11 protein-coding genes are annotated in these 14,486 nt (G+C 69.7%); 3 read left to right on the top strand and 8 right to left on the bottom strand.

Annotated features, from left to right (window positions below; all coding sequences use genetic code 11):
* Positions 1 to 81 precede the first annotated feature (81 nt).
* The 5 genes from AWR35_RS05880 to AWR35_RS05860 all read right to left on the bottom strand — a co-directional run bounded on the left by AWR35_RS05880 (position 82) and on the right by AWR35_RS05860 (position 8,582).
* Positions 82 to 645 (bottom strand): phosphatase PAP2 family protein, encoded by a 564-nt coding sequence (locus AWR35_RS05880; RefSeq protein ID WP_231723562.1) that lies wholly within the window; start codon positions 643 to 645, stop codon positions 82 to 84.
* A complete protein-coding gene (locus AWR35_RS05875) occupies positions 642 to 1,799 on the bottom strand; it encodes a glycosyltransferase family 1 protein (protein ID WP_058575017.1) in 1,158 nt (385 codons plus the stop codon). Before AWR35_RS05875 ends, AWR35_RS05880 begins: the two co-directional genes overlap by 4 nt.
* A 148-nt stretch (positions 1,800 to 1,947) precedes the next feature.
* Positions 1,948 to 3,975, bottom strand: a complete 2,028-nt coding sequence (ligA, locus tag AWR35_RS05870; protein ID WP_058575016.1) for an NAD-dependent DNA ligase LigA — start codon at positions 3,973 to 3,975, stop codon at positions 1,948 to 1,950.
* A gap of 10 nt (positions 3,976 to 3,985) precedes the next feature.
* On the bottom strand, positions 3,986 to 4,945 hold the full coding sequence (locus tag AWR35_RS05865; RefSeq protein WP_058575015.1) for a cell division protein ZipA C-terminal FtsZ-binding domain-containing protein: 960 nt from the start codon (positions 4,943 to 4,945) through the stop codon (positions 3,986 to 3,988).
* 154 nt (positions 4,946 to 5,099) lie between these two features.
* Positions 5,100 to 8,582 carry an AAA family ATPase gene (locus AWR35_RS05860; RefSeq protein ID WP_058575014.1) on the bottom strand — a complete coding sequence of 1,161 codons (3,483 nt, stop codon included), beginning with the start codon at positions 8,580 to 8,582 and terminating at the stop codon, positions 5,100 to 5,102.
* A 127-nt stretch (positions 8,583 to 8,709) separates the two neighbouring features.
* On the opposite strand from AWR35_RS05860, the gene queF reads away from it, so the two are divergent.
* From queF to cysZ, 3 genes are read left to right on the top strand one after another with little or no spacing between them, the layout of a single operon-like run.
* A complete protein-coding gene (queF, locus tag AWR35_RS05855) occupies positions 8,710 to 9,099 on the top strand; it encodes a preQ(1) synthase (protein WP_058575013.1) in 390 nt (129 codons plus the stop codon).
* Positions 9,100 to 9,113: 14 nt separating this feature from the next.
* Positions 9,114 to 10,400: an FGGY-family carbohydrate kinase gene (locus AWR35_RS05850; RefSeq protein ID WP_058575012.1), complete on the top strand. Its 1,287-nt coding sequence runs from the start codon at positions 9,114 to 9,116 to the stop codon at positions 10,398 to 10,400.
* On the top strand, positions 10,397 to 11,149 hold the full coding sequence (gene cysZ / locus AWR35_RS05845; protein ID WP_231723561.1) for a sulfate transporter CysZ: 753 nt from the start codon (positions 10,397 to 10,399) through the stop codon (positions 11,147 to 11,149). Before AWR35_RS05850 ends, cysZ begins: the two co-directional genes overlap by 4 nt.
* A gap of 104 nt (positions 11,150 to 11,253) precedes the next feature.
* Here cysZ and der read toward each other — a convergent pair whose 3' ends face one another.
* The 3 genes from der to AWR35_RS05830 are packed head-to-tail and all read right to left on the bottom strand — an operon-like array spanning position 11,254 to position 14,478.
* On the bottom strand, positions 11,254 to 12,666 hold the full coding sequence (gene der / locus AWR35_RS05840) for a ribosome biogenesis GTPase Der (RefSeq protein WP_058575011.1): 1,413 nt from the start codon (positions 12,664 to 12,666) through the stop codon (positions 11,254 to 11,256).
* A gap of 43 nt (positions 12,667 to 12,709) precedes the next feature.
* Positions 12,710 to 13,858, bottom strand: a complete 1,149-nt coding sequence (gene bamB / locus AWR35_RS05835) for an outer membrane protein assembly factor BamB (protein WP_058575010.1) — start codon at positions 13,856 to 13,858, stop codon at positions 12,710 to 12,712.
* The gene (locus AWR35_RS05830) at positions 13,858 to 14,478 is read right to left on the bottom strand and encodes a tetratricopeptide repeat protein (RefSeq protein ID WP_058575009.1); all 621 of its coding nucleotides are present in this window, start codon (positions 14,476 to 14,478) and stop codon (positions 13,858 to 13,860) included. The genes bamB and AWR35_RS05830 overlap by 1 nt, the downstream gene beginning before the upstream one ends.
* Between the last annotated feature and the right edge of the window lie 8 nt (positions 14,479 to 14,486).

The following is a 14,486-nucleotide window of genomic DNA, read 5'->3' as shown; positions in this document are numbered from 1 at the left end:
CTGCCGGCACACTGATTTACCATAATGTTTTTCTAATATACGCAAAGGGGCTTCTCTGCCGGGCCGACAGGCGGGGGGAAATCAGGTCAGGGAGAGGCCGATGGAGGCGATCGATACCCCGATCACGGCACCGACCAACACATCGGAAAGGTAGTGGAGGCCAAGCACCATTCGCGAGGCGGCAACGAGCAGGGCAAACGGCACGACCAGAGGGGCGAGCAGGGGTTCGAAGGCAAGAAGCTGGATGCCGAAATTGGTCGCGTGCAGGGTGTGCCCCGAGGGGAAGCTGTACTGATCGAGCGGCGCCACGCTCACCTCGATCCGCGCGTTGCGATGCAGCGGTCGCAGCCGGGCGGTCCGTCGCTTGATGGTGAGGTAGACGAGCACCCCGACGCCACCCGAGAGCAGCATGACCAACATCGCCTCGACCGCTGGCCGTCCGTGCGCCACCAGGACCAGCAGGGCCAGCACGTACCAGCCGATACCGTCGCCCAGCCTCGAGACGAGCGCGAACACGGTCCGCAGGCAACGCACACGATGGATACGGTTGCAGCGCTCGGTAACCAGCGCCTCCCAGGCCAGGTAGGTGTCGAGGTGCCGCGACCAGCGCGGCATCCCGAGAGGACGGTGACGCAACAGACTCATGCACGCCCCTCCATGGCAACCGATTGCCGTGTTGCGCTCTCGACCACCCCGAGCAGATGCCGTTCGAACGAGTCGATCACCGCTGACCAGCCGCACTTGAGTGCCGTCTCGCGGGCGCGGGCACGACGCCCGTCCGCACTGTCCGAACCGGTGGCATCCAGCAGCGCCGGCACCTGGTCGAGAAACGCCTCGGGCGCGTCGACCGGCGCGAGCAGCCCGTTGACACCCGGCTCGATCAGCATGCGTCCGGCCGCGTAATCGAAACTCAGGCAATCGAGCCCGCTCGCCATCGCCTCGAGGACCACGATGCCGAAGGTCTCGGTCAGGCTGGGGAACAGAAAACCGTCGGCGGAGGCATAGTGCCGCGCCAGGGTCTCGCCGCGCAGTGCGCCAGTGAAGATCGCGCCCGGCAGATGCCGCTCGAGCCGGCCGCGCTCGGGGCCGTCGCCCACGATCACCAGACGCGTGGTCGGATTGACCGAGCGGGCCAGGTCCATCGCCTCGATCAGCAGGTCGAGATTCTTCTCCGCCGCCAGACGCCCGACATGCAGCAGCACCGGGGTGTGCTCGTCCGCACCCCAGGAGGACCGCAGGGCACGGTCCCGCCGAGCCGGACCGAACAGGTCGGTATCCACGCCCCGGCCGAGCACCACCAGTCGCTCGAAGCCGTTCGCCGTCAGGTCGGCCGCCTGCTTGTCGGTCGGGATGAAGGTGCCATCGGAGCGGTTGTGGAACCGGCGCAGGTAACGCATCACCGGCCGGGCGAGCCAGCCCAGCCGATAGGCGCGGGCATAGGCGTGGAAATTGGTGTGCAGCGAGGTGGTGACCGGCAACTCGAGCGCGCGGGCTGCAGCGAGCGCCGAGGCACCCAGCGGGCCTTCGGTGGCGATGTGAACGACGTCGGGCGGATCCGCGCGCCACTCGTCGAGAAACGCGCGGCGACGCGGCAGACCGAAACGCACCTCGGGATAGAACGGCAACGCCAGCCCCGGCACCTCGGTACCGTCGCCCAGGTCACGGCGCGAACGCCCCCGCGGACAGGTCACCATCACCCGATGCCCCCGCAGGCGCAAGGCATCCACGAGACAACCCAGCGTGGTGGCCACCCCGTTGATGTCGGGCAGATAGGTTTCCGTGACGAGACGTATATCCAAGCGGCACCCCGCGATCGATCCGAGGCGAACGTACCCCGTAGATCAGAACGCTAGGCGGCTTGGATGACAGTGCCGTGTCGGCCGGTTGACGATTTGGCGACAGGGAAGAAAAAGGCCAGAGGGCGGACCGATGCTCGACCCGCGCCGCTCAGGCCGGGACCTCGGAGGGATCGTCGAGCAGCCGGGCGAATGCCTCGGCATCGAGCACCGGCACGCCAAGCTTCTCTGCCTTGGCAAGCTTGCTGCCGCCAGCCTCGCCGGCGATCAGGGCGGTGGTCTTCTTCGAGACCGAGCCGGTGACCTTCGCCCCCAGCGCGGTCAGCCGGTCGGAGGCCTCGTCACGGGTCATGTCCGGCAGGGTGCCGGTGATCACGAAGGTCTTGCCGGCCAAAGGCGCGTCATCGGCCGGTGCCTCCGGCGTCGGCCAGTGAATGCCGGCATCGAGCAGCCCGTCGATCACCTCGCGATTGTGTGGCTGCTGGAAGAAGGCGTGGACGTGTCGCGCGACCACCGGGCCGACGTCCTCGACCGCTTGCAGCTCCTCCTCGGAGGCGGCCATCAATGCATCGAGGTCGCGGAAGTGGCGGGCGAGCGATTCGGCGGTCACCTCGCCTACCTCGCGAATCCCGAGCGCGTAGAGGAAGCGGCCGAGCGTGGTCTCCTTGGCCCGCTCGAGCGCATCGAGAAGATTGTCGGCCGACTTCGCGCCCATACGCGGCAGGGCGATCAGGTCGTCGCGGTCGAGACGGAACAGGTCGTCGACGTGATCGACCATCTCGCGCTCGAGGAACAGGGTGATCCATTTCTCGCCCAGCCCGTCGATGTCCATCGCCTTGCGGCTGGCAAAGTGGCGGATCGCCTCGCGCCGCTGCGCCGGGCAGAACAGCCCGCCGGTACAGCGGGCCACCGCCTGCTCCTCGTCACGCAGCACCTCGGAGCCGCACTCCGGGCAGTGGGCGGGCAGCTCGATCTCGCGCGCATCCGCCGGGCGCTTCTCGGGGAGCACCTCGATGATCTCGGGGATGACGTCGCCGGCGCGGCGCACCCGCACCCAGTCGCCGATGCGCACGTCCTTGCGCTCGATCTCGTCCATGTTGTGCAGGGTGACGTTGGCGACGGTCACCCCGCCGACGGCCACCGGCTCGACTCGCGCGACCGGGGTGAGGGCCCCGGTGCGACCGACCTGGAATTCCACGTCACGCAGCTGGGTGACCTTCTCCTCGGCCGGGAATTTCCAGGCGATCGCCCAGCGCGGCGCCCGGGCGACGAAGCCAAGACGCTCCTGATCGGCAAGCGCATCGACCTTGTAGACCACCCCGTCGATGTCGAAGGCGAGGCTGTCGCGACGCTCGCCCAGCCCCTCATAGAACGAACGCGCCCCCTCCAGGCCGGTGACCCGCTGGCGATGCTCGGCCACCGAGAAACCCAGGCTCTCGAGATAGTCCAGCCAGGCGGAGTGACGCTCGGGGGGCTCGACACCGTCGACCGCCCCGAGGCCGTATGCATAGAAGTGCAGCGGTCGGCTGGCGGTGATCCTGGGGTCCTTCTGCCGCAACGACCCGGCGGCGGCATTGCGCGGATTGGCGAACACCTTCTCGCCGCGACGCTCGGCACGCTGGTTGATCTCGGCGAACGCCCGGTGGGTCATCACCACCTCCCCGCGGATCTCGATCGTGCTGGCGGTCGGCAGGTCGAGCGCATAGGGCACGGACTCGATGGTGCGGACGTTGTCGGTGACGTCCTCGCCGCGGCGACCGTCACCACGGGTCGCGGCACGTACGAGCACGCCGCCCTCGTAGGTCAGACTGATCGCCAGACCGTCGAACTTCGGCTCGGCAAAGTAGCAGACCGGCTCGTCGCGGCCGAGGCGCTCGCGCACGCGGCGGTCGAAGGCCTCGAATTCCGCCTCGTCGAAGGCGTTGTCGAGCGAGAGCATCGGCACGCGGTGCTCGACCGTCTCGAAGGCATGGCTCGGCGGGGCGCCCACGGTCCGGGTGGGCGAATCGGGCGTGATCCAGTCGGGGTGCCTTTGTTCGATCGCCTCGAGCTCGCGCATCAGCGCGTCGTACTCGGCATCGGAGACCGTCGGCCGATCGAGGACGTAGTAGCGGAAGTTGTGCTGGTTGAGCTCGGCGCGCAGGGCCGACAGGCGTTTGCGATCGTCTGCGTCAGTCATCAGCCGCAGTTCACCCGTGCTGCTCGATCAGCTCGCGGTACCGGTCGATCGATTCGCTGTCCAGCGGCTCGCGCCGGTCGTCGATCAGCATGGCATCAAGCGACTCGGCCAGCGAGGAGGCCACCTGGTGCATGCGATCGAACACCAGCGAGGCATCCGCGCTGCCACGCACCGGCAGTTGCATGAACAGCGCCAGCGCCGGCGTCTCGTAGGAAGTGAGGTCGTCGGGGTCAAAATGACCCGGCGAGACGGCATTCATCAGCGAGAACCACTCCTCGCCGTCAAGCCCGTGGAAGTGATAGATCGAGAACTCGCCGTACTCGAAGCCGGCTTCCTCGACCGCACGGCGCACACGCTCGGCCGGCATGGGCGACTGCTCCCGGTCGACGATCATCATCGAGATCACCGCACCGCCGACACTCGCCTCGGCGTCCTCACTGCCCTCGTCCGCCGCGGTATCGGCGGACGGCGCCGCTTCGTTCTCGGCCTGCGGCTCGGTCGAAGGCTGCGGCTCCTGAGGCTGCTGTCCCTGGCGGGTGAACAGGCGGGAAAAACCGGGCCGGGGCCGCTCCTCGGGAGCCGGCTCGGGTGCGGCCTGATCCTCGTCCGGCCCGATCACCGGCTCCGACGACGCCTCGTCATCCGATCCGCGCGGCGCAGGCTCGGCATCGTCCGCCGGCGAGACCACGCGGGCCTTCGATGCCCCGTCAATGAAGCCGTCCTCGTCCGGCTCGGACCAGTAGCCGCTGCCGCCCAGCTCCAGCTGCGGCTCGCGGCGCGCCTCGCCGGCGTCTGCCTCATCGTCCCGGGCGCCCACGCTGGCGTCGATCGGGTCGTGGTAACCGCCGGGGTCCGCACGGCCACCGCCAAGGTCCACCGCCTGCTCGCTGCGATGGCGACGGTACATCCAGACGATGCCCCCGATCACCAGCAGACCAACCAGAAGAACTATCCAGCGCAACCATTCCATAACGTCTATCCCCCGAGACCCGGTGTCGACGCCGAGAGCCCGCCTCTCCGGCGGAACGCCATGCTCCGACCCGCGTCAGGCGCGTCAGTTCGATACGTCTGGTGGTTCGCGGCAGCAGTCGTCCCGCTCGCTACGGCTTTCAGGGGCATTCGAATCAAGTCTCGATCAGGTCCACGGCGGCATCGACATCGACGGACACGATGCGCGACACGCCGGCCTCGCGCATGGTCACGCCGACCAGTGCCGAGGCGCTCGCCATGGTGGTCTTGTTGTGGGTGATGTACATGAACTGCACCCGGTCCGACATGGCCGAAACCATAGCACAGAAGCGCCCCACGTTAGCCTCGTCCAGCGGCGCGTCGACCTCGTCGAGAATGCAGAACGGCGCGGGGTTGAGCTCGAATATGGCGAAGATCAGGGCGGTGGCCGTCAGGGCCCGTTCACCGCCCGAAAGCAGCGACAGGTGACTGATGCGCTTGCCGGGCGGACGGGCCATCAGGGCGACCCCGGCATCAAGCGGATCGTCGCCGGTCAGCTCGAGCCGCGCCTCGCCGCCGCCGAACAGCGCCTCGAAGCGGGGACCGAGCCGCTGATTGACCGCGTGGAAGGTCTCGCGAAAGCGCTCGCGGGTCTGGCGGTCCATGGTGTCGATGGCCTCGGCCAGCTGGGCCAGCGCCGACTCGACGTCCTCGATCTGGCCCGCCAGCTCCTCGCGGCGCTGCTCGACCTCGCGGTGATCCTCGATCGCCGAGAGGTTCACCGAGCCCAGCCGGCGGATCTGCGCGTCCAGTTCGGTCAGCCGGCCGGCCAGGCGCTCGCTCACGCCCGCCTCGGCCGCCAGCTGCTCGACGGCCGCCGCCTCGGGCTCGTCCTCGTCGTCGGCCAGTTGCTCGCGGGCCTCCTGCAGACGGGCACGGGCATGCTGCTCGCGGGTCTCGCCCTGGGCACGATCGATCCGCGCCTGCTCGCTCTTCTCCCGGGCCGCGTCGCGTTCGGCACGCGCCTCGGCCACGACACGACGCGCCTCGGCCTGGGCCTCGGCCGCCGCCTGCTGCGCCTGGCGGGCCTCCGCTTCGGCCGTTTCGGCCTCGGCCAGCCGCTCACTGTGACGCTGCCGCTCGCCCAGGAGTGCCTCGCGATCGTCGCGCGCCCGCCGGGCCTCCTGCGCCTGTTCGTCGAGTCGGCGGGCGATCGCCTCGCACTCGTGACCCAGACGCCGGATTTCGTCACCGAGCCGGGCGATGGTCTCGTCACGTTGCTCGATCTCGCGACGGGCACGGTGGAATCGGTCGGCCGCCGCCCGGGCGACGTCGCGCGCTGCATCGAGCGCCTTGCGCGCGGCCTCCTGCCGCTCGACCGCCGCATCCCGCCGGCGATCGGCCTCGGTCACCGCAGCGACCGCCGCCTCCCGCTGCTGCTCCAGTTCCGCCCGGTCCCGGCGGGCCGCGTCGAGCTCCTCGGTCTCGGCCGTCGCTCGTTCCGTCAGGGTGTCGACGGTGTCCTCGAGCCGCTCGATGCGCTCGTCCAGATGCCGATAGGCCAGCCGCGCCGACTCGAGGGCGCGATTGCGCTCGTCGCGCTCGCGGCGTGCCGCCTCGACTGCGCGGCGATCTTCGTCGCGGCGCGCCCGACTCGCCTGCACCGCCTTCTGAGCTTGCTGCAGGGCGGTATCGCTCCGGGCAATGGCGGCGTCCAACTCGCGGCGCCGTGCCAGGTGGGCGAGATGGGCAGCCGCTCCCGACGTGCCCGCGCGGCCGAGCCAGTGCCGACCGACCCACCAGCCCGACGGGGTGATCAGGAATTCGCCGCGGGCAAGCGACCCGCGCCGTGCCAGCGCGGCCTCCAGGCCCTCTGCCGGACGTCCCGGAAAGTCGTGGATCCGGTCGGCCAGCCAGTCGGCATCGGCGCTCGAGCGACCGGCCTCGAGCCACCAGCCACCCGCACCGTCCTCGTCGACAAATCGGTCGATCTCGGCGGCGACCATCGCGTCGAGGTCGAGGTCCTCGATCAGCTCGGCCTCAAGCGCCTCGCCCAGGGCATGGCCCACCCAGGGGTCGTGAATATCGGCCTCGACAAGTCGATCGACCAGACGCGGACCGGCCGCCTCGCCGCGATCGGCAGTGGCATGGGCGCTGATCAGCCGCTCCAGGGCCTGGCGTTCGTTGGTCAGACCGTCGTGCTCGTTGCGGGCGGCACGCTGCGCCTCGTCGTGCTCCTGCAGCGCGGCCTCGCTGGCCTGCTCCGCGACAATCGCGGCATCAAGTGCTTGCTCGGCCCCGACGGCCGCCGCCTCGGCGCTCTCGATCTCGTCGGCCCGGGCCTGCCGTTCCTGTTGCCACCCGGCCAGCTCGTCGCGCACCGCGGCCAGTTCGGCGGCCGCCGGGGCGGACTCGAGCCGGCGGCAATCCCGCGTCACGGCCTCGAGACGCGCATCGAGACGCGCCTGCTCCCGCTGCGGCTCGACGCGCGCCTCGGCGGCCGTCATGGCCTCGCGGCGCAGGGCGTCGAGCTCGGCCTCGACGGTGGCGCGACGCTCCCGCGCCCGGTCATGATCAGCGGCCAGCTCGTCCAGGCCCGCACGGCTGTCGCGCTGCTCGGCGATCAACTGCTCGCGCCGGTGCTCGGCCTCGCGACGCTCGGTCTCTCGGCGCTCGCGGGTGTCGCGATCATGGCGGGCCTGACGGTCGAGCCCCTCAAGGCGAGCATCAAGCTCCGCCTGCCGGGTCGTGACGGCATTGAGCTCGTTGGCGAGCCGGTACTTCTCGGCGGACAACTCGCCCAGCCGGTCGCCGGCGGCCTGATAGGCATGCTCGGCCTCGTCCTGTGCCGTCTGTGCCTGGGCGAGGCGGTTTTCGCGGGCGGTCTCGATGTCGCCCGCCTCGGCCACCACGCGATCGAGACGCTGGCGCTCCTCGCGGGCATGGATCAGGGCGACGGCCGCTGCCTCGACCTGGCGGTAGCGCCGCTCCTCGGCCAGTTCGCGGTAGCGACGCGCGGCACGGGCCTGGCGGGCGAGCGTCGCCTCCTGGCGTTCCAGCTCGGCGGCGATGTCGTTGAGCCGGGAGAGGTTCTCCTCGGTGTGGGTGATGCGGTTGGCGGTCTCGCGGCGACGTTCGCGGTAGACCGAGATGCCGGCCGCCTCCTCGAGGTAACCGCGCAACTCGTCGGGCTTGGCATCGACGATGCGGTTGACCTGCCCCTGCTCGATCACCGAGTAGGAGCGCGCGCCCACGCCGGTGCCGAGGAACAGGTCGACCACGTCGCGACGGCGCACGCGGGTGTTGTTGATCTCGTAGCGGGACTGGCCGTCACGGTCGAGGCTGCGCCGGACGGTGATCTCCTCGTAGGCGGCGAACGGGCCGTGGATGCGGTGCTCGCGGTTGTCCAGGGTCAGCTCGACCACCGCGCGGCTGGCCGCGGCGCGGTCACCGCTGCCGGCGAAGATCAGGTCGTCGAGGGCCTGGCCGCGCAGGTGGCGGGCCGAGGATTCGCCCATCACCCAGCGCAGGGCGTCGATCAGGTTGGACTTGCCGCAGCCGTTGGGACCGACGATGGCGAGCGTGTTGGCCGGCAGGCGGATCTCGGTGGGCGAGGCGAACGACTTGAAGCCGGCCAGGTACAGGCGGGTCAGGCGCACGGGCGTCCTCCCGCACGCATCGGGGGGACGAGGGACAACGCGGCCTGCAAGCCGGTCCCTCGGCCCTTATAATCACCCCCCCCGATCAACGGGCGATTGCCACATTGCCGCAACAGGACAGTCATCTATGTCGACGCAACCCAGCAAGACACTCGAAACCTTCCCCAACCCGCATCCGGAACGCGACTATACCATTCACATGGAAGTGCCCGAGTTCACCTGCCTGTGCCCCAAGACGGGCCAGCCGGACTTCGCCACCATCGTGATCGACTTCGTGCCGGACCAGCGTTGCGTCGAGCTCAAGTCGCTCAAGATGTACATGTGGTCGTTCCGCGAGGAAGGCGGCTTCCACGAGGCGATGACCAACCGCATCGCCGACGACATTGCCGCCGCCATCGACCCGCGTTTCCTGCGCGTCACCGGCCGCTGGAACGTCCGCGGCGGCATCTGGACCAACGTGGTGGTCGAGCACCGCCAGGACGGCTGGGAGCCCGCCCCGCGCGTCGAGCTGCCCTGAGACCCGCCCGCGCCATGACGGACCGGCAAGCGCGGACACTGGGCATCGACGTCGGCACCTCCGGGCTGCGTATCGCCGCGCTCGGGGCGGACGGCGACTGCCTGTGGCTGGAGAAGGCCGACTGGTCGGTGCCGACGCTGGAGAGTGGGCACGAGCAGGATCCGTCCGGCTGGTGGCTGGCCTTCGACGAGCTCATGCAAACGCTCGGCGATAACGGTCGCCTGGGGGAGGTTCGGGCCATCGCCTTTGCCGGCACCTCCGGCACCGTCCTGACCGTGAACGAGGACGGCACCCCCGAGGGGCCGGCGCTGATGTACGACGACCCGCGTGGCGACGAGCAGCGCGAGGCATTGCGGCGGCTCGACATCAACGCCGACGCGCAGATCGACGCGCTGGCCCGCTGGCGCTGGCTGGCCGAATCGCGCGGCCAGCACGGCCGGCCGGTCAGCCAGGCCGACTGGTTCGTCTACCGGCTGACGGGCCAGCACGTCAGCGACAGCAACAACGCGCTCAAGTGGGGCTTCGACCCGGTGGCCGAACGCTGGCCGGCGGCGCTGGCCGAACGCTTCGGCACCCAGTTGCCGACGGTACAGCGTGCCGGCACGTCCGTCGGGCCGTTGCTCGAACGCTGGTGCCACCGCTGGTCGCTGCCGGCCGGCGTGCACATCGCCGCCGGCACCACCGATTCCATGGCCGCGCTCTGGGCGAGTGGTGCCTTTGAGGAGGGCGACGGCGTGACCAGCCTCGGCTCGACCCTGGCGCTCAAGCTGATCAGCGACCGGCCAATCGCCGATGCCGCCAGCGGCGTCTACAGCCACCGCTTCGGCGAGCGCTTTGCCGTCTCGGGCGCCTCCAATACCGGCGGGCGGGTGCTGGCCGCGCATTTCTCGGCCGAGGAGATCGAGCGCCTCAGCCGGAAGATCGATCCCGAGCGCCCCGATACCCTCGGCTACTGGCCGCTGGCCGGCCGCGGCGAGCGCTTTCCCGTGGTCGCCCCGGACATGGGGCCGCGCCTGAGCCCGCGCCCGACCGATCCGGCGGCCTTCCTGGCCGGGCTGCTGCGCGGCATCGCCCGGATCGAGGCGCTCGGCTACCGGCGCTTTGCCGAGCTGGGCGGCTCGCCCCTGCGCCGGGTGCTCTCCTCCGGCGGTGGTGCCCACAACAGGGTGTTCCGCGCGATCCGCTCGCGGGCGCTGGGCGTGCCGGTGAGGGTGGCCGAACACACCGAGGCGGCCATTGGTGCTGCCCGCCTGGCCGAGCTCGCCCTGCACGAGCAAACGACGACAGGAGCAACCCGATGAGCACCCTGAGACAGGCTGCCACCGAGATGGGCGGACTGGGCTACTGGCTGGCCGGCTGGCGACTGATGTGGCAACCGGGTCTGCGGCGTTTCACCCTGATCCCGCTCGCCATCAACGTGCTGCTGTTCGCCCTGGCCGGCTGGCTGCTGTTGAGCTTCGCCGGCAGCTGGATCGACTCGCTGCTTCCGGGCTGGCTCGACTTTCTCTACTGGCTGCTGATGCCGCTGCTGGTGATCACGCTGCTGGTGGCGACGTACTTCAGCTTCACCCTGGTCGCCAACCTGATCGCCGCGCCGTTCAACGCCATTCTCGCCGCCCGAGTCGAAGCGCATCTGACCGGCTCCCCGCCCGCCGAGAATGGCGCGGGCTTCCTGGCGGAGGCCGGCCGCGCACTGGTCGACCAGATCCGTCGCCTGCTCTACCTCGCGGCCTGGGCCATCCCGCTGCTCGTGCTGCTGTTCATCCCCGGTCTCAACCTGCTCGCCCCGGTCGCCTGGTTCCTGTTCTCGGCCTGGATGATGACGGTCGAGTACGTCGACAACCCGGCGGGAAACCACGGACTGAGCTTCGCCGAACAACGCCGTCGACTCAGGCAGCGCCCGGCCCTGACGCTGGGATTCGGCAGCCTGATGACGCTGATGACCCTGGTGCCGGTGGCGAATTTCCTCGCCATGCCGGTCGGGGTCTGCGGGGCGACCCGGATGTGGGTGGAAGGATTCCAGAGAAAAGAGCTCAGAGACCAGAGCTAAGCGCCGGAAGCCCGGCCGGTTCACGGCGTGTGATTCGAACCTGGGCGGCTGCGTGAGCTGATATCGGCCCGGCCGGTCGGGAATGAAGGGTCGGTCGTGCCGACTCAGCCCTTGTCGCGGTGACGCGAACGGCGGCGCGCTTCGGCCTTCTTCTGCTTGACCTTCTGCAACGGCGTGCGGCGGTCGAACTTGCCTTCATAGGGGTTGGAATCGGTGCGGAACTCGATCCGGATCGGGGTGCCCATCAGATCGTATTCCTTGCGGAAGTACGACTCGAGGTAGCGGTGGTAGTGGCCCGGCAGGCGCTTGGTCTGCTTGCCGTGAATCACGATCACCGGCGGGTTGCTGCCGCCCTGGTGGGCGTAGCGCAGGCGGATGCGCCGGCCATGGACCAGCGGCGGCTGGTGCTGCTCGACGGCTGCCTGCAGGGTGCGGGTCAGCGCATTGGTCGAGATCGACCGCATCGCCGCGTCATAGGCCTGGTCGACGCTCTCGAACAGGTGGCCGACGCCGGTGCCGTGCAGCGCGGAAATGCGATGGATCTCGGCAAAGTTGATGAAGCCGAGCTTGCGGTCGATCTCCGAGCTGACCCGCTCGCGGATGTCGCTCTCCAGCCCGTCCCACTTGTTCACCGCGATCACCAGCGCCCGACCACGATCGTTGATGAAGCCCAGCAGATGCTGGTCCTGGTCCGTGATGCCGGTATGTGCGTCCAGCACCAGGATGACCACGTTGGCCGCCTCGATCGCCTGCAGCGTCTTGACGATACTGAACTTCTCGATCGCCTCGCCGACGCGGGATCGGCGCCGCACCCCGGCGGTGTCGATCAGCGTGTAGGGCTTGCCGTCACGCTCGAACGGGATCTTGATCGAGTCGCGGGTGGTGCCGGGCTCGTCGAAGGCCAGCACGCGCGCCTCGCCCAGCAGACGGTTGGTCAGGGTCGACTTGCCGACGTTGGGCCGCCCGACCAGGGCCACGGTAATCCCGTGATCCTCGCCCTCCTCGTCGCTGTCGGCATCGAACGACTCGGGCAGCATGTCCTCGAGCCGTTCCCACAGCCCGCCGACGCCGCGCCCGTGGGTGGCTGCGAGGAAGGCCGGCTCGCCCATGCCCAGCGCCCAGAACTCGGTCTGCACCTCGGTCTCGTCGACGCCGTCGATCTTGTTGACCACCAGCTGCACCGGCTTGCCGGCGCGGCGCAGCTCGGCGGCAATCTGCTCGTCGGCCGCGGTGAGACCCGCCCGGCCGTCGACCATGAAGGCGACCAGATCGGCCTCCTCCACGGCAAGCCACGCCTGATCCTGCATCAACGCCTCGATACCGCCGCGCTCGCCCGTCAGGCCGCCGGTGTCGATCACCAGCCACTCGCGGCCCTCGTGGCTCGCGGTGCCGTACTGGCGATCACGCGTGAGGCCGGCGTAGTCGGCCACCAGGGCGTCACGGCTGCGGGTGAGCTGGTTGAAGAGGGTCGACTTGCCCACGTTGGGGCGGCCGACCAGGGCGATAACGGGTTTCATCGCGTCGTTAGGACTCGTTGGCTATGCGGCGGGTGGCGGCGGTTCAGTCGAGGGTGAAAACGCGCAGTTCGCCGTCACGGGTCACGGCCACGCCCCGCCCGTCGACCTGAAGGATCGGATCGATCAGCGGGTCACCCCAGTCGGCCCGACCAAGCAGTGCACCGCTGGCGCTGGAAAGTACGTGCACGTAGCCCTCTCGGTCGCCGACCACGAGGTAGCCGCCGATCAGCGCCGGGCCGGTCAGGCCGCGATGGGCGAGATCCGACTGGCGCCACAGGGCATCACCGCTGCGACGGTCGATCGCCCAGACCACGCCGTCGGCGTCACTGAGGTAGAGCGCCCGGCTGCCGGCGGCGATGCTGTTGGCGTTGGAGAAGTTGCGCGACCACAGTTCGCGACCGCCCTGGGCCGCCAGCGCGACGAGCTTGCCCTGGTAGCTGGCGGCGTAGAAGACGCCGTCGGCGAACACCGGCGTGGCATCGACGTCCACCATCCGGTCGACGTCGGTCCGGCCGGTCGGCAGGGCCACGGTCCGGCTCCAGACCTCGTTGCCGTCCTCGCGGGCGTAGACGGCCAGGGTACCGTCGTCGAAGCCGGCGGCCAGGGCATCCGGGAACATCAGCACGCGCCCCTGCCCCTGCAGGGTCAGCGGCGGCTGGCTGCGCGACTGGCGCCAGCGCACCTCGCCGTTTTCGACATCCAGTACCGCAAGGGTGCCGTCTCGACCGCGCACCGCCACGTCACCGAAACCGACCGACGGCGCCGCGTCGACGGTACTGCGAATGGTCGTCTGCCAGCGCAGCGCACCGCTGTCGGCTTCCAGCGCGAATACGCGGCCGTCGTCGGAACCGAACACGACCAGCCCCTCGCCGGCACCACCACCGACACTCAGATCGGCATCGAGGTCGGCCGACCACAGCTCGTCACCGGATTCGAGATCATAGGCCAGCACGTCACCGTCCGGCCCGGCGACGAACAGGCGCCCATCGCTCTCGACCGGTGCAATGGCGGTCAGGTCGTTGTTCTGATCACCGCCGGAGGAATCGCTCCAGACCACCTGGGGCGGCTTTTCGTTGCTGATTTCGGTCAGCGGCGTGGGCTTGACCAATTCACGCGGCGAGGAACAGCCGGCCAGCACCACGGCGAGCGCGGCGATCGGCAGGCCCAGACGGGCGGCGCGCAAGGTCTTCATCACGACTCCTCCCCGGCAGCCGGCAGGCTGTCGAGCTTCATTTGCAGCAGGCCGTTGCCGGCACTGGCGGCGGCCGCATCTTCGTAGGCCTGACGCGCGGCGGCGAGCTTGCCCTGGTCGGCGAGCACGTCCCCGCGCAGCTCGGCGAACAAGCCGGCGAACCCTGCAGGCGGTTCGGCCAGCCGATCGAGGGCCGCCTGATGCTTGCCCTGTGCCCAGAGGACCCGGGCGAGGCGCAGATCGACGGTCGCGACCAGCTGCTCACGGTCGGCGCTGGCCCGCGCCTGCTCGAGATAGGCCACGGCGGTGTCGAGGTCATTCTTCTCGACCGCGGCACCCGCACCGATCAGCCAGGCAAGGGCCGTGTAACTGGTGCCGTCGTGGGCGGAGGCGACCGCTTGGGCACGCTCGACCACGTCGCCCTCGCCGCTGGCCGCCATCTGCTCGAGATGGGCGAAGGCGGCAGCGGCCGAGGCGACGCGGTTGTCCTGCCAGACCTGCCAGCCCTGCCAGCCGACCAGGCCGGCGACGCCGAGCACCACCCCGGCAATGACCGTGCGGCCGTTCTCCGACCACCAGTCACGGATGCGTTCGATCTGTTCTTCGTCTGAGGCGACCATAGGGGTTC

It is taken from the genome of Guyparkeria sp. WRN-7, from assembly GCF_001641825.1.
Lineage (GTDB): Bacteria > Pseudomonadota > Gammaproteobacteria > Halothiobacillales > Halothiobacillaceae > Guyparkeria.
The sequence above is the reverse complement of the archived record's forward strand: the minus strand, read 5'-3'. Positions and strand labels throughout refer to the sequence as shown.

Bases quoted from the DNA above. Each gene is read 5' to 3' on its own strand.
- AWR35_RS05880 (WP_231723562.1), bottom strand. From the start codon at position 645: ATGAGTCTGTTGCGTCACCGTCCTCTCGGGATGCCGCGCTGGTCGCGG.
- ligA (WP_058575016.1), bottom strand. From the start codon at position 3,975: ATGACTGACGCAGACGATCGCAAACGCCTGTCGGCCCTGCGCGCCGAG.
- AWR35_RS05865 (WP_058575015.1), bottom strand. From the start codon at position 4,945: ATGGAATGGTTGCGCTGGATAGTTCTTCTGGTTGGTCTGCTGGTGATC.
- queF (WP_058575013.1), top strand. From the start codon at position 8,710: ATGTCGACGCAACCCAGCAAGACACTCGAAACCTTCCCCAACCCGCAT.
- AWR35_RS05850 (WP_058575012.1), top strand. From the start codon at position 9,114: ATGACGGACCGGCAAGCGCGGACACTGGGCATCGACGTCGGCACCTCC.
- cysZ (WP_231723561.1), top strand. From the start codon at position 10,397: ATGAGCACCCTGAGACAGGCTGCCACCGAGATGGGCGGACTGGGCTAC.
- der (WP_058575011.1), bottom strand. From the start codon at position 12,666: ATGAAACCCGTTATCGCCCTGGTCGGCCGCCCCAACGTGGGCAAGTCG.
- bamB (WP_058575010.1), bottom strand. From the start codon at position 13,858: ATGAAGACCTTGCGCGCCGCCCGTCTGGGCCTGCCGATCGCCGCGCTC.
- AWR35_RS05830 (WP_058575009.1), bottom strand. From the start codon at position 14,478: ATGGTCGCCTCAGACGAAGAACAGATCGAACGCATCCGTGACTGGTGG.